General features: G+C 66.9%; 13 protein-coding genes. 8 read left to right on the forward strand and 5 right to left on the reverse strand.

The window, feature by feature from the left end:
• Window positions 1-133: 133 nt before the first annotated feature.
• The 5 genes from ACIPWA_RS16430 to dnaA all read right to left on the reverse strand — a co-directional run bounded on the left by ACIPWA_RS16430 (window position 134) and on the right by dnaA (window position 6,938).
• Window positions 134-727, reverse strand: coding sequence for a DciA family protein (locus ACIPWA_RS16430; protein ID WP_400291668.1), 594 nt, complete (start codon window positions 725-727; stop codon window positions 134-136).
• A complete protein-coding gene (gene recF / locus ACIPWA_RS16435) occupies window positions 720-1,934 on the reverse strand; it encodes a DNA replication/repair protein RecF (RefSeq protein WP_400291669.1) in 1,215 nt (404 codons plus the stop codon). Before recF ends, ACIPWA_RS16430 begins: the two co-directional genes overlap by 8 nt.
• 179 nt (window positions 1,935-2,113) lie before the next feature.
• Window positions 2,114-3,016: a phosphogluconate dehydrogenase (NAD(+)-dependent, decarboxylating) gene (gnd, locus tag ACIPWA_RS16440; protein ID WP_400291670.1), complete on the reverse strand. Its 903-nt coding sequence runs from the start codon at window positions 3,014-3,016 to the stop codon at window positions 2,114-2,116.
• Window positions 3,017-3,065: 49 nt separating this feature from the next.
• The gene (gene dnaN / locus ACIPWA_RS16445) at window positions 3,066-4,196 is read right to left on the reverse strand and encodes a DNA polymerase III subunit beta (protein WP_056648090.1); all 1,131 of its coding nucleotides are present in this window, start codon (window positions 4,194-4,196) and stop codon (window positions 3,066-3,068) included.
• Between the two features lie 1,317 nt (window positions 4,197-5,513).
• Window positions 5,514-6,938 (reverse strand): chromosomal replication initiator protein DnaA, encoded by a 1,425-nt coding sequence (gene dnaA, locus ACIPWA_RS16450; protein ID WP_056648091.1) that lies wholly within the window; start codon window positions 6,936-6,938, stop codon window positions 5,514-5,516.
• A gap of 491 nt (window positions 6,939-7,429) precedes the next feature.
• Between dnaA and rpmH the strand changes: the two genes are divergently transcribed.
• From rpmH to ACIPWA_RS16490, 8 genes are all read left to right on the forward strand, one after another.
• The gene (gene rpmH / locus ACIPWA_RS16455) at window positions 7,430-7,567 is read left to right on the forward strand and encodes a 50S ribosomal protein L34 (protein WP_010849920.1); all 138 of its coding nucleotides are present in this window, start codon (window positions 7,430-7,432) and stop codon (window positions 7,565-7,567) included.
• A gap of 6 nt (window positions 7,568-7,573) precedes the next feature.
• The gene (gene rnpA / locus ACIPWA_RS16460) at window positions 7,574-7,939 is read left to right on the forward strand and encodes a ribonuclease P protein component (RefSeq protein WP_082608662.1); all 366 of its coding nucleotides are present in this window, start codon (window positions 7,574-7,576) and stop codon (window positions 7,937-7,939) included.
• The gene (gene yidD, locus ACIPWA_RS16465; protein WP_400291671.1) at window positions 7,936-8,253 is read left to right on the forward strand and encodes a membrane protein insertion efficiency factor YidD; all 318 of its coding nucleotides are present in this window, start codon (window positions 7,936-7,938) and stop codon (window positions 8,251-8,253) included. The genes rnpA and yidD overlap by 4 nt, the downstream gene beginning before the upstream one ends.
• 58 nt (window positions 8,254-8,311) lie before the next feature.
• Complete coding sequence (gene yidC, locus ACIPWA_RS16470) at window positions 8,312-9,376, forward strand: membrane protein insertase YidC (RefSeq protein ID WP_400291672.1); 1,065 nt, start codon at window positions 8,312-8,314, stop codon at window positions 9,374-9,376.
• Window positions 9,377-9,446: 70 nt separating this feature from the next.
• Window positions 9,447-9,968: a Jag family protein gene (locus ACIPWA_RS16475; protein WP_400291673.1), complete on the forward strand. Its 522-nt coding sequence runs from the start codon at window positions 9,447-9,449 to the stop codon at window positions 9,966-9,968.
• 609 nt (window positions 9,969-10,577) lie between these two features.
• Window positions 10,578-11,252, forward strand: a complete 675-nt coding sequence (gene rsmG, locus ACIPWA_RS16480; RefSeq protein ID WP_400291674.1) for a 16S rRNA (guanine(527)-N(7))-methyltransferase RsmG — start codon at window positions 10,578-10,580, stop codon at window positions 11,250-11,252.
• 204 nt (window positions 11,253-11,456) lie between these two features.
• A complete protein-coding gene (locus tag ACIPWA_RS16485) occupies window positions 11,457-12,620 on the forward strand; it encodes a ParA family protein (protein ID WP_400291675.1) in 1,164 nt (387 codons plus the stop codon).
• Window positions 12,617-13,840: a ParB/RepB/Spo0J family partition protein gene (locus ACIPWA_RS16490; protein ID WP_400291676.1), complete on the forward strand. Its 1,224-nt coding sequence runs from the start codon at window positions 12,617-12,619 to the stop codon at window positions 13,838-13,840. Before ACIPWA_RS16485 ends, ACIPWA_RS16490 begins: the two co-directional genes overlap by 4 nt.
• Window positions 13,841-13,937: the final 97 nt, after the last annotated feature.

Below are 13,937 nucleotides of genomic sequence, written 5' to 3' on the forward strand. Positions count from 1 at the left end.
CCAAAACAGCGGATTATGAGCCCTTCGGAGCGAGTTCTCCACAAGGTTCTCCACAGGTCGGTGGATCTGTTCGCCGACAGCCTTGCCCGCGCACGGCGCGCGACCGTCATATCGGGACGAATCGCCCTCGCGATCAGCCGTAGGTGTCGCGCGGGCCACGGCCCCGGACGGTCTTGGGACCGCGCCGGAAGCTGGGCCCGGCCGGGCCCAGGACGGTCACGGTCTCGACCACTCCCTCACCGACCTCCTGCGCCAGCCGCTCGAGCAGTCGAGGGGTCAGCAGCTTGACCTGGGTCGCCCATGCGGTCGAGTCCGCGCGCACCACGAGGACCTTGTCCTCGAAGGTCTCGGGCATGCAGTGATCGGCCACCTGGTCGCCGACCACCTCGCGCCAGCGCCCGATCACCCCGCCGACCGACACGTCCTGCACCCACCCCCGCTCGTGGAGCAGCCGCTGGACGACCGCACCGAACGTCTGGGGGTCGCGCCCACCGGGCCTGGCCCCCGACGACGGGGGAGGGTCGGCCAGGATCCGCCGGGAGGGCTGCCCGGGACGGATGCCCTTGGCCCGGGCAGCGGCCCGAGCCCGGTTGAGCGCCTCGCGCGCTACCTGGGCCGGAGGGGTCAGGTCGACGACCTCGCCCACGGGCAGGCCTGCGGGACGCGCGGGCTCGTCGTCCTCGTGGCCGAGCTCGCCCTCCGGGTCGCCGCCCGGCTGGTCACGCACGGCGGGTCACCTGTCCGTCGAGCACGTCGAGCCGCAGCCCCTGGAGCTGGGCCGGGACGTCGTCGGGCACCGCAGCCGTGATGATGACCTGGTTCGCCCCGGCGACGAGGTCCGCGAGCCTGTCGCGGCGGCGCACGTCCAGCTCGGCGAACACGTCGTCGAGCAGCAGGACGGGCTCGCCGTCGGGCCCCCAGTCCGGCGACCACAGGAGCGAGCCCGACGCCTGGGGCGCCCCGTCCGTGAGCAGCCGGTACGACGCGAGGCGCAGCGCGAGCGCGAACGACCACGACTCGCCGTGGCTCGCGTACCCCTTGGCCGGCAGGCCGCCGAGCGTCAGGACGAGGTCGTCGCGGTGCGGCCCGACGAGGCACACCCCGCGGTCGATCTCCTTGCTGCGCAAGGAGGTCATGGCGGTCAGGAGCTGGGCCTCGAGATCGGCGACGCCCAGGGGCTGCCCTTGCTGCCCGACGACGTCGCTCGCCTCCTCGAGCGCGGCCGCGAGCGAGGAGCGGTACGCGACGTGCGCCTCTCCCTGACCCGAGCTCACCTGCTCGTAGGCTGCCGCCACGTACGGCTGCAGCGCCTCGACGAGCTGGAGGCGCAACGCGATGATCTCTGCACCGGTCGACGCGAGCTTGGCGTCCCAGACGTCGAGCGTGCGCAGGTCGGGCGACTGCGACCGCGAGGCACGCATGGCGCCCCCGGCCGACTTGAGGAGCGCGCTGCGCTGCCGCAGGACGCGGTCGTAGTCGCTCAGGACGCCCGCGAACCGCGGGACCAGGAGCACCGCGAGCTGGTCGAGGAACTTGCGTCGACCGTCCGGGTCGCCCTTGACGAGCGCCAGGTCCTCGGGGGCGAACAGCACCGTGCGAGCGATGCCCAGCACGTCCCGGGGCCGGCTCGCCGGTGCCCGGTTGATCCTCGCCCTGTTCGCCTTGCCCGGGGTGATCTCGATCTCGACCGTGCTCGCCCGGTCCCCGCGGACGATCCTCGTACGGATCACGGCCCGCGGCGCACCGGCGCGGACCAGGGCCGCATCCGACGGGACGCGGTGGCTGCCGAGCGTCGCGACGTAACCGATCGCCTCGACGAGGTTCGTCTTGCCCTGGCCGTTGGGCCCGACGAAGGCGTTCACGCCGGGCTCGAGCTCGACGTCGACGGAGGTGTACGAACGGAAGTCCGCGAGGGAGAGGTGGGAGATGTACATCTGGTCCTACGGCTTGCGGTCGACGAGGTCGACGAGGTCGACGAGGCGATCTTCGTCCACAGGGCAGGGAGCGACTGTGGACACGACGGTCAGGAAGGTGCTCCCACCAGTGTGACGCCTCGACCAGAGGTTGTGCGCGGGAGGTGCGAGGCGGCGTCGGGCAGGAGAGACGGGACCCGTCAGGAGGCCGGGCCCGCGGGCTTGACCGCGTGCCCGCCGAACTGCTGACGCAGCGCCGCGACCGCCTTCATCGCGGGCGACGCGCCCTGCCGCGACGCGAAGCGCGCGAAGAGCGCGGCCGAGATCACAGGGAGAGGCACTGCGCTGTCGATCGCCTCGTCCACGGTCCAGCGGCCCTCGCCCGAGTCCTCGACCCAGTCGCTGATCGCGCCCAGCTCGGGGTCCTCCTCGAGCGCCTTGACCAGGAGGTCGAGCAGCCAGGACCTGACCACCGTGCCCCGCGTCCAGGCCTTGAGGGTGCCCGGGACGTCCGTCACGATGTCCTTGGCCTCGAGGAGCTCGTAGCCCTCGGCGTAGGCCTGCATGAGTCCGTACTCGATGCCGTTGTGGACCATCTTGGCGTAGTGCCCTGCGCCGACGGCTCCGGCATGGACGAACCCCTCGTCGCGCGGCCCGTCCGGGCGCAGCGCGTCGAAGACCGGCATCACGGCCTCGACGAGAACGGCGTCGCCGCCCACCATGAGCCCGTACCCGTTCTCGAGGCCCCAGACACCGCCCGAGACGCCGACATCGAGGTAGCCGATGCCCCGCGGCGCGAGCTGTGCGGCGTGCTCGGCGTCGTCCGAGAAGTGGGAGTTCCCGCCCTCGACGACCACGTCACCGCTCGTCAGCAGCTCGCCCAGCTCGGTGACCACCCCGCGGGTGATGGGCCCCGAGGGAACCATGACCCACACGACCCGCTGCCCGGCCGGAAGGGCCTCGACCAGCTCTGCCAGCGTCGAGACGTCCGAGACGTCCGGGTTGCGGTCGAAGCCCGTGACCTCGATGCCGCCGGCACGCAGGCGCGAACGCATGTTCGCGCCCATCTTGCCGAGTCCGACCAGACCGATGTGCGTGACCATCGCGTGCCTCCGTGCCGTTGAGCTCGTGTACTGCGCGGGCCGGCCCCTGCTAGCTCGCGAAGCGGATGGGGACCAGCAGGTAGCGGTAGTGCGAGGAGTCCTCGCCGTCCAGCGACTCCTGACCGGTGAACTCCACCGGCTTGTTCGGGTGCGTGAAGCTGAGGCGGACGAAGTCCGTCCCCAGGGCCCCGAGCCCGTCCAGCAGGAACTGCGGGTTGAACGCGACCGAGATCTCCTCGCCCACGAGCACCGCCTCCAGGGCCTCGGACGCCTGCGCGTCGTCGCCCTGGCCGGCGTCCAGGACGACCTGGCCGTCCGTGAAGGACAGCCGGATCGGCGTGTTGCGCTCGGCCACGAGGGACACGCGCTTGGCCGCGTCGATCAACGGAGCGGTCGCCATGACCGCGTGGATCGGGGTCTCGTCGGGGAACAGACGGCGGACCGCGGGGTAGTCGCCGTCCACGAGCTGCGAGGTCGTGTGGCGTCCGCCGGCCTCGAAGCCGATGAGGTCGACGCCCGTACCGGCCGTGAGACCCACGTTGACCAGGCCCGAGCTGCCGAGCGACTTGGCGACGTCGTTGAGCGTGCGGGCACGGACCAGCGCGACCGCGCTGAAGTCGGGGGTGCCGGGGGTCCACGTGAGCTCACGCAGCGCGAGGCGGTAACGGTCGGTCGCGAGCAGCGTGATGCGCTCGCCCTCGATCTCCATGCGGACGCCCGTCAGGAGCGGGAGCGTGTCGTCACGGCTCGCGGCGACCGTCACCTGCGCGACGGCGTGCGTCAGCTCGTCGCCAGAGACCGTGCCCGAGAGCTCCGGCATCGCGGGCAGGGCCGGGTAGTCCTCGACGGGCATGGTGAGGAGCGTGAAGCGGCTCGCTCCACAGGTCACGATGACCTTGTTGCCCTCGACCGCGAAGTCGACGGGCTTGGCGGGCAGGGCGCGGGAGATCTCCGCCAGGAGTCGGCCGGAGACCAGGACCGTGCCCGGCTCGGTGACCTCCGCGGGGATCTCCGAACGTGCGGAGACCTCGTAGTCGAAGCTCGACAGACCGATCGTCCCGACGGCGTCCGCCTCGATGCGCACGCCCGCGAGGACGGGAGCAGGAGGTCGGGTCGGCAACGTACGGGCCGTCCACGTCACAGCGTCGGCCAGGACATCACGCTCAACCCGGAACTTCATCCCACACCCTCTCGTCCATGGATCGATCTTCACATGTCAGGCACTCCACCGCGCGGTGCACAGGTCCGGAGAGTGTCTGTGCAGAACTCTGCACGCACGTCACGGAGCCCTGCCGGCCTCCTCGTCGTCGGGGAGGACGAGACCTTGCTCGGGTCGTGCCCGCATGAACCCTACGCGAGTCTGCGCGGGGTGCGGTACCTCTGGCACGCTCGTGGGCGAGCGATCTCGAGCGCTTGTGCAGTGCGCGCTTCTCGGCTTCTCTGTGACGGCGGTCACACGTACGAGATGGGGCAGCGTTGAGCTCTCGGGACCAGATGAAGGCGTGTGGATTTTTCCTGGTTAGAGATCATTCGTCGTAGTCATCGGTGCTGTGCAAAGTGTGGAAAAGCGCTCTCTTCCCAGGTCAGATGCCCTTTTTCCATGTGGATGAACCGGGGACGGGCCTGTGGGTAAATCGGAGGCACTGTTGACGACGAGTTGTCCACAGTTCGCCGTCCACCGGTGAGGTCTCCTCTGTCCACATGATGTGCCCCTTCGTCCACAGTTATCCACAGGCACGTGCACAAGCTTGTGAGTTGAGGGCTCGGCAGGATGAGCCGTACACAGGACAGAGTGGCTTGTACACAGGGGATTGGGGACGCAGCGGTCCACTTCTGGGGACAGCGATGGGTCGCTGGTGGACATACCCCCAGGCCCTGTGGACAACTCTGGGGATAGCGGCCCCCTCCGTGCGGCTTGTACACAAGAGCTCGCGGGCAGTGTGCGTCGGTCGAGGCCGCCGGAGGTGCGGCCACCTGCCGTCGTGGGTCCCGGCGCGTCCCTGTGCACAAGGTCCGGGGCTCCGGCTCGACCGTCCCTCAAGAGGCCGCATAAGCCGCATTCCGGGCTGGTGAACGGTCGATGCGGTGGCTCGCCGGGTAGGGGTGGCCGTGGTACCGACCGGGAGTCGAGCGTCCACGCCGCGTCCTGAGGGCCCGTGGTCGTCCTCCGTCGTGCTGGGGGCGGGGTCCGGCGACCAGTCGGGCCGAGGTGGTCCGAGGGGGCATCTGGGCCACAGACATCGGTATGAACGGCAGCTGGTGATCGTTGACGATCGACGGGACCCGCCGTCGGGCGCGCAGCGCGGGGGACGATCGTCGGGTGTGGCGACGTGCGTGGGACGGCCCAGGGTCCACGTGGTTGCCGGTGGACGGTGAGAGCGTGGGGCTGCGCGGGGCTGTGGCAGGGCTCGTTCGAAGGCCGCGAGAGGCACGGAGAGTGCCCCCTCGGCGGGATCGAGAGCAGGGCGGTAGGGACCGACGGAGTCGTCGAGCAGCGTCAGCCCCGGTGCTGCTGCTTGATTCTGCTCGTCAACTCGGTCACCTGGTTGTACGTCGACCGGCGCTCGGCCATCTGCTCGGTGATCTTCCTGTTCGCGTGCATGACCGTGGTGTGGTCGCGGCCGCCGAACTGCTGGCCGATCTTCGGCAGGGACAGGTCGGTGAGCTCACGGCACAGGTACATGGCGATCTGACGAGCCGTGACGAGGACCCGGGAGCGCGAGCTTCCGCAGAGGTCCTCGATCGTCAGTCCGAAGTACGCAGCCGTCTGAGCGATCACGCTCGCCGGGGTGATCTCGGACGCGTCGTCGTCGGTGATGAGGTCCTTGAGGACGATCTCGGCGAGGGCGAGGTCCACCTGCTGGCGGTTGAGGTTCGCGAAGGCCGTCACGCGGATGAGCGCACCCTCGAGCTCGCGGATGTTCGTGGAGATCTTGGAACCGATGTAGGACAGCACGTCCGCCGGCGCCGCGAGCCGCTCGCTCGCAGCCTTCTTGCGCAGGATGGCGATGCGGGTCTCGAGGTCCGGGGGCTGGACGTCGGTGATGAGACCCCACTCGAAGCGGCTGCGCAGGCGGTCCTCGAAGCCGTTGAGCTGCTTGGGCGGGAGGTCCGAGGTGATGACGAGCTGCTTGTTGGCGTTGTGCAGCGCGTTGAAGGTGTGGAAGAACTCCTCCATCGTCTGTTCCTTGCCCTGCAGGAACTGGATGTCGTCGATCAGGAGCACGTCGACGTCGCGGTAGCGCCGCTGGAACGTCCCGGCCTTGCCCTCGCTGATCGAGTTGATGAAGTCGTTCGTGAACTCCTCGGAGTTCACGTAGCGCACGCGGACGTTCGGGTACAGGTTGTGCGCGTAGTGGCCGATCGCGTGGAGGAGGTGCGTCTTGCCGAGGCCGGACTGCCCGTAGATGAAGAGGGGGTTGTAGGCCTTGGCAGGCGCCTCGGCGACCGCGACAGCGGCAGCGTGCGCGAACCGGTTCGAAGATCCGATGACGAACGTCTCGAAGATGTACTTCGGGTTCAGCCTCGTCGGTTCAGCGGGAGGACGCTGCGGCGAGGGAGCAGGCAAGGGGCGCTCGTGCTCGATCTCGGCCCGCAGGGGCATCGGTTCGGGCGAGCTCGCCGTGAGAGCGGCGGGGGACGGCGGCTCGGAGCTGAGCTCGGGATCGACCGTGATGCCGAACCGGACGTCACGGCCGAGTGCGCCGGACATCGCGGAGACGAGCTCGTCGCGCACGCGCGTCTCGAGGTAGGTACGGGTCTGTTCGTGGGGGACGGCGATGAAGACGGTGTCGTCGAGGATCGCCAACGGCTTCGCGAGCTTGATGAATGCGATCTGCCGCGGCGTCATGTCGGGGCTGGCCTCGAGGACGGCGATGGTCTGTGCCCAGACATCTGTGATGTTCTCGTCAGGGTGGGGCACCAGGTGATTCCTTCGTCGTCGGGTGGAGCATGAGGAGCAGGACCGCTCTGGAGTGTGTCACGCAGACCGGTTATCCACATAGTTTTCCACAACCTGTGGGCTGCTAGCAGAGCGCTCTTCCGGTGTCGGTCGAGGCGCTGACGACGTGCGACCAGCGGATCGTCGGAACCTGCGTCACGCCGGGCGGCGGTCGGAACGGTGCGCGCTGGAGGAACCGCAGTCGCGCAGCCAGCCTAGACGTATCGGCTACCGCACGACATATCATGACAGGCTCGACGCGTTCCAGCCCGGGTTTGACCCGAGGGGGTCCCGCGGCGTAACGTCATACAGCCGTTCCAGGTACTTTCGCGCGCCCTCACGGGGGCGAATCCACGGACACATCGTGGCGGGTACACGGACGGCTGGGATGCAGAACTGCATCTCTTCCAGCTGTAGCACTGCATCGTCGAGGACATAGACGGTGTACCTCCCCGACGTTCTTGGAGTACCTCGTGAGCAAGCGGACTTTCCAGCCGAACAACCGGCGCCGTGCGAAGACCCACGGTTTCCGGCTGCGTATGCGCACCCGCGCCGGCCGCGCCATCCTGGCTGCCCGTCGTCGCAAGGGCCGCGCCGAGCTCTCTGCCTGACAGCAGGTGCTGCCCGCGGCGCACCGCATGCGCCGTTCCGTAGATTTTGAACGGGCGGTGCGCAGCGGCGTGCGCGCGGGACGATCGACCGTGGTGGTTCATCTCACCCAGGATTCTGGGGGAGACGGGCCACCACAGGTCGGTTTTGTCGTATCCAAGGCTGTGGGCAACGCCGTGCACCGGAACAAGGTGAAGCGGCGTCTGCGCGCCGCCTCGCAGTCGTACCTGGATGCGCTCCCGCCGCAGACCCGCGTGGTGGTCCGAGCTCTTCCCGCATCGGCGTCCAGCGACTTCGCTCAGCTCGATCAGGACCTTGCGTCCTGTCTCAAGCGTGCAGTGACCCGGTGGGGCCAACGGACGGCGGACGCATGAGTGCGGCAGTCCCTGTGGAACCAACGGGTGTCAGCACCTCTGGGTGGGCGTCACGGTCGTGGCGCTTCGTCCGCAGGATTCCCCTGCTCGTGCTCGTCGGACTGATCCGGGGATATCAGAGCGTCATCTCCCCGATGACTGGCCCGACCTGCAAGTACTACCCCTCGTGCTCGCAGTACGCGCTCGTCGCGATACGACGGCACGGTGTGCTGCGAGGCGTACGGCTCGCCGTCTGGCGGCTGCTGAGGTGCAACCCCTGGAGCAAGGGGGGCGTCGACGACGTTCCCGAGGCGCTGAGGAAGCACTCGCACTAGTCCTCCTGCCGGCGACGTCGGCGGGACCCAGTTTGTTGAAGGTTAGGGAGTAGTACGGATGGACTTCTTCAAGTTCCTCGAGCCGATCGAATGGGTCGTCGCGTGGATCATGTACCTGTGCCACCAGGGGCTCGTGTTCCTGGGCATGGGCGACGGCCCCGGGCTTGGTTGGGTGTTCTCGATCGTCGGGCTCGTGATCATCATCCGTATCCTCCTGATCCCGCTGTTCTTCAAGCAGATCAAGGCCTCACGCGGCATGCAGATGCTGCAGCCCGAGATGCAGGCGATCCAGAAGAAGTACAAGGGCAAGTCGGACCCGGCGTCCCGTGAAGCCATGAGCCGCGAGACCATGGAGCTCTACAAGAAGCACGGGACCAACCCGTTCGCCTCGTGCCTGCCGATCCTTCTGCAGTCGCCCATCTTCTTCGCTCTGTTCCGTGTGCTCAACGGCCTGGTGCCGATCTCGACGGGCAAGGCCGACCCCATCGGTCCCATCAATGCCGAGGTCGCGAAGGACATCGAGAGCTCCTCGCTCTTCGGAGCCCACCTTTCTGACGTCTTCCTCACGACGGATAACCTCCAGGCCAAGATCGTCATCGGTGCGCTCATCGTCGCGATGTGCGCCACGACCTTCTTCACGCAGCGTCAGCTGACTATGAAGAACATGCCGAAGTCGGCGCTCGAGGGCCCCATGGCCTCGACGCAGAAGATGATGCTCTACGTCTTCCCGTTCATCTTCGCCGTCTCTGGTGTGAACTTCCCCGTCGGTGTCCTCGTCTACTGGACGACGACGAACCTCTGGTCCATGGGGCAGCAGTTCTACACGATCAAGCGCATGCCGGCACCGGGGTCCGAGGCCGAGCGGCTGATGCTCGAACGTAAGAAGCGCAAGGCTGCCGCCAAGGGGATCGTCGAGGAAGCTGCTCCGGTCATCGAGCAGCCGCGAGGACAGCGTCAGCAGCCCAAGCGCAAGGACCGTCAGAAGCCCGGTACGCCTCGTGTCATCACCGGAACCACGGCTCCGTCCGACAAGGTCGAGGATGCACCTGTCGACGACGAGACCGGCGGCACGGCACAGGGAACCGGTAAGGGTTCTCCGTCCCCGAAGAAGCCGAAGAAGTAGCCCCAGTCCTGTTCCGAGAGCACCGAGGATCCTTGCGACCCGGGGTTCTCCTGACCCCCAAGGAGTCAGCATGTCGTCGACCGACGCACCCGCTGCAGAAGACCACGCTCCCGACGAGATGACGCGCCTCGAAGAAGAGGGCGAGGTCGCGGCGGACTACCTCGAGGAGTTCCTCGATATCGCGGACCTCGACGGCGACATCGACATCGACATCGATCACGGCCGTGCGGCCCTCGAGATCGTTGCCGACGACGCGGCGTCGCTCCGTCACCTGGTGGGCAAGGAGGGGGAGGTGCTGGACGCGCTGCAGGAGCTCACCCGTCTCGCCGTCCAGGCCCGGACGGGGGAGCGTAGTCGACTCATGCTCGACATCGCAGGCTTCCGGGCTCAGCGCAAGGTCGAACTCACGGAACTGGCCACCGTGGCGATCGCCAAGGTTCGTGAGTCGGGCGAGGAGCTCTCCATGGAGCCGCTCAACGCATTCGAGCGCAAGGTTGTCCACGATGTCGTGGCGGCTGCTGGGCTCACGAGCGACTCTCGGGGTACCGACCCGGAACGCTATGTCGTGATTCGACCCGCAGAAGCGTCCTGATCTGCTCGGTCGTTCAAGGCCGCTGAGCCGCCCGATGTTTCACGTGAAACATCGGGCGGCTCTGTCGTGTCCGGAGAGAGCGAGCCAGCGGACGGTTGCTGAACGGGCAGTAGATGACGGGCGTCTGAGATGCTGCCCTGAGCTGCCGATTTCGTCCTGCGTGGGTGGATGACCCGCGAGGTATCGACGAACGCCGCCCACGCACCGCGATCGGCCTGCTCGCTGCCACGGTGCAGCAAGGGCTGGCTGCGCCCGACGAGTTCTTGGGACAGCCTGATCGGGTGGGTGGCGTCCGCTTCCGGAGCACCCGCCGCTCCACGTCGCACGGATGCGGACGAACCTTCTGCGTAGCGCCTCGCACGACAGCGGGGATCAGCGGGCCGTGGAGGGGCGGCCAGGGCCGGGAGCCCGAGCTGTGGCAGTCGAGAAGGCTGGGTCCCGCGATCTGCCCAGGAAGTCGATGGTGCGATCTGCGCCTTCCCGTGGATCGCGAGTGCGGACAGCCGAACGTTCGGACCGGTCCGGGCCGGGACGTGACACCATGGACCCAGGTTGTCCGGCACTACGTGGATCTCGCCGCACAGGTGATCTGCACCGAAAGAGGAGTACATGACGAACGAGATGAGCGACGGCATCCCGAGCGACGTTTCACGCGAAGCGCTCGCGGATTCGCCCGAAGTCCAGGAGTACTTCGGAGACTCTTTCTCTCTCGTTTCGCGGTTTGCAGAGATGCTGCACGACCAGGGAGAGTTGCGTGGCTTGATCGGTCCGCGTGAGGTCTCTCGCATCTGGGAGCGCCACATCCTGAACTCCGCTGCGGTGGTGCAGTACCTCCCGACCGGTGGAACGATTGCAGACATCGGATCCGGAGCAGGACTTCCCGGCATCGTCATTGCGGCGATGCTCCCGGACGCGCAGGTCTTGCTGATCGAGCCTATGGAGCGTCGTTGTACCTGGTTGAACGAGGTGGTGGAAGAGCTCGAACTCACCAACGTGGAGGTCAAGCGAGGCCGGGCCGAGGAGTACCACGGTGCCTTCCAGTGTGAGGCGGTCACTTCTCGTGCCGTGGCCGCGCTCGAGAAGCTCGCCAGGATGTCCCTACCTCTCGTGGAGCGCGGGGGAGAGATGGTGGTCCTCAAGGGTAAGAACGTCCAGCAGGAGATCGAGCCGGCTCGTAAGGTCCTGCGGAAATACAAGACCGAGGAGCCTCAGATCCTGGAGGCCCTCAGCGTCGAGGGCGTCGAACCGACGACGGTGCTTCGGGTACGCCGCACTCCTGCCTGAGCCGGTTAGCCCAGGGACTGCCGTGGAGAACGGTCTGAGGACGGATCCGTGAGGTAGCGTCGAGAACACGGGACTCGCGGGCATGAGGCGGCAGAGATGCAGCCCCGATTGTCTTGTCGGCCGAGTTTCGGGGCGACACGCGCTCAAGACCTCGGTCAATGCCAGGTCTTGAGCGCATGCTGTGAGGTGGGTCAATTGAGGGAGATGGGCGTGACTGAGAGTTCCGACCGGTACCAGAGCATGCCGTTCGATCATCGAGAAGCGGTGCCGTTCGCGGAGGTTTCACGTGAAACATCCCCGACCGACTCTGGGAACCAGGGCGCATCGTCGATGACCAGCGAAGACGATCGCCGCGCTGCCCTCATGGCCAGCCTGCCCGAGATGGACGACGACACGCCTCTCGCGGCCCAGCTCACCATCGATGCGCGGCGTCGAATCGATCTTCACGGACGACAGTTTCCCCGTCCCGCGACGACCCGCATCATCACGATCGCCAACCAGAAGGGTGGCGTCGGGAAGACGACGACGACAGTCAATCTCGCCGCTGGACTTGCCCAGGCCGGATTGAACGTCCTTGTCATCGACAATGACCCGCAAGGCAATGCGTCGACGGCACTCGGTGTCGAACACCGCGCTGGGACACCCTCTGTCTACGAGGTTCTGGTCGACGGTGCCCCGCTCGCCTCTGCGGTCCAGCAGTGCCCCGATATCCCGAGCCTCTGGTGTGTCCCTGCGACCATCGACCTCTCGGGTGCAGAGATCGAGCTCGTCTCCTTGGTTTCACGTGAAACACGGCTGCGTCGTGCGGTGGATGTCTACCTGGAGGAACGCATCGCGCAAGGGCTTGAGCGCATCGACTACGTCTTGGTCGATTGCCCTCCCAGCCTCGGCCTGCTGACTGTCAATGCCTTCGTGGTCGGCCGGGAGGTACTCATTCCGATCCAGTGCGAGTACTACGCCCTTGAAGGCTTGAGCCAGCTCCTCAAGACGATCGAGCTCATCAAAGCGCACCTGAATCCCCAGCTGCACGTCTCGAGCATTCTCTTGACCATGTATGACGGCCGCACCAACCTCGCCCAGCAGGTCGCATCCGAGGTGCGCGAGCACTTCCCCGAGCAGACCCTCAGGACAACTGTTCCCCGCTCGGTACGCATCTCCGAAGCGCCGAGCCACGGGCAGACTGTCATCACGTACGACCCGAGCTCCACGGGTGCGCTCGCGTATCTCGAAGCCGCTCGGGAGGTCGCTGACCGTGGACGTCCCATACCCGTTCAACCCGTTGACGGAGCATCTCGCGACGTCTCCCGGCAGAACTACCTCGCCGAACGATGGGCAGTGCTGCCTAGCTACCAGGAGGATGCACGATGAGTGAGAAGCGCCGTGGGCTTGGGCGTGGTCTTGGGGCCCTGATTCCGACGAGCCCAGAGCGTGAACGCCCCGTGGACGTGTTCTTCCCGTCGGCGCCGCAGGCTGCAGCGCCGGTCGACCAGAACACCAACCCGGAGGGCGGGGGAGTGGGGTCTTCGGGTCTCGGCGCATCGACCGTCCTGACCATCGAGCGTGAGAGCTCCGACTCACCGGCTGGTCTGATCGGCCTGGACGATCCGACCACTGACCTTGACTCGACATCTCGACCGTTGATCCCCACAGAACCTTCGACTGCGGCGGAAGGCGCACACGCCGGCGTTGTTTCACGTGAAACATCCGCGACGTCCGAGAGGACGAACACCACAACACCTGCGGACGACGGCCTGGTCCCTGTCCCCGGCGCGACGTTCGCCGAGCTTCCCGTAGGGCTCATCCGCGCGAACTCTCGCCAGCCTCGCACCGTGTTCGACGAGGGCGAGCTCGACGAGCTGGTCGGGTCGATCAAGGAGATCGGTGTTCTCCAGCCCATCGTCGTACGACGCGACCCGGAGAACGAGGGCGCGTACGAGCTCATCATGGGGGAGCGGCGCTGGCGTGCGACGCAGGCCGCAGGACTGACCGTCATCCCGGCGATCATTCGTGAGACGGAGGACGCGGATCTTCTGCGAGACGCACTGCTGGAGAACCTCCATCGCAGCGCGCTCAATCCTCTCGAAGAGGCTGCCGCCTACCGTCAGCTGCTCGACGACTTCGGGTGCACGCACGAAGAGCTCGGCACCCGGATCTCTCGCAGTCGGTCGCAGATCTCGAACATGCTGCGCCTGCTGCGCCTGCCGCCACTCGTACAGCGCCGGGTGGCAGCGGGCGTGCTCTCAGCCGGGCATGCTCGTGCTCTGCTGGGTCTGACTGACGGCGCTGAGATCGAACGCCTCGCTCAGAGGATCGTCTCGGAAGGACTGTCGGTCAGAGCCACTGAGGAGATCGTCGCTCTTGGTGGTCTCGACGCGAAGAAGCCTGTGGAACGCGCACCGCGACCAGGGCAGCGCATCGCAGCGATCGACGACCTTGCGGTCCGGCTCTCTGACCGGTTCGAGACACGGGTCAAGGTGGACCTCGGCAAGAACAAGGGCCGTCTGACGGTCGAGTTCGCGTCGGTCGAGGATCTCAACAGGATTCTCGACCTCATGGCCCCGGAGGACCCAGGTCTGCTGCGTCAGTAGGTCCAGCCGCCAACATGGTCGCTGCCCGATGTTTCACGTGAAACGCGAAGCCCCGGTGAACTGATGTTCACTGGGGCTTCGTGCGGTCTGGAGGATG

This window comes from Oerskovia enterophila, assembly GCF_044748475.1.
GTDB classification, from domain to species: domain Bacteria; phylum Actinomycetota; class Actinomycetes; order Actinomycetales; family Cellulomonadaceae; genus Oerskovia; species Oerskovia enterophila.

What these genes read in the sequence shown, in the direction of transcription:
- recF (WP_400291669.1), bottom strand. Translation starts at nt 1,934, where the DNA reads ATGTACATCTCCCACCTCTCCCTCGCGGACTTCCGTTCGTACACCTCC.
- gnd (WP_400291670.1), bottom strand. Translation starts at nt 3,016, where the DNA reads ATGGTCACGCACATCGGTCTGGTCGGACTCGGCAAGATGGGCGCGAAC.
- dnaN (WP_056648090.1), bottom strand. Translation starts at nt 4,196, where the DNA reads ATGAAGTTCCGGGTTGAGCGTGATGTCCTGGCCGACGCTGTGACGTGG.
- yidD (WP_400291671.1), top strand. Translation starts at nt 7,936, where the DNA reads ATGAGTGCGGCAGTCCCTGTGGAACCAACGGGTGTCAGCACCTCTGGG.
- yidC (WP_400291672.1), top strand. Translation starts at nt 8,312, where the DNA reads ATGGACTTCTTCAAGTTCCTCGAGCCGATCGAATGGGTCGTCGCGTGG.
- ACIPWA_RS16475 (WP_400291673.1), top strand. Translation starts at nt 9,447, where the DNA reads ATGTCGTCGACCGACGCACCCGCTGCAGAAGACCACGCTCCCGACGAG.
- rsmG (WP_400291674.1), top strand. Translation starts at nt 10,578, where the DNA reads ATGACGAACGAGATGAGCGACGGCATCCCGAGCGACGTTTCACGCGAA.
- ACIPWA_RS16485 (WP_400291675.1), top strand. Translation starts at nt 11,457, where the DNA reads ATGGGCGTGACTGAGAGTTCCGACCGGTACCAGAGCATGCCGTTCGAT.
- ACIPWA_RS16490 (WP_400291676.1), top strand. Translation starts at nt 12,617, where the DNA reads ATGAGTGAGAAGCGCCGTGGGCTTGGGCGTGGTCTTGGGGCCCTGATT.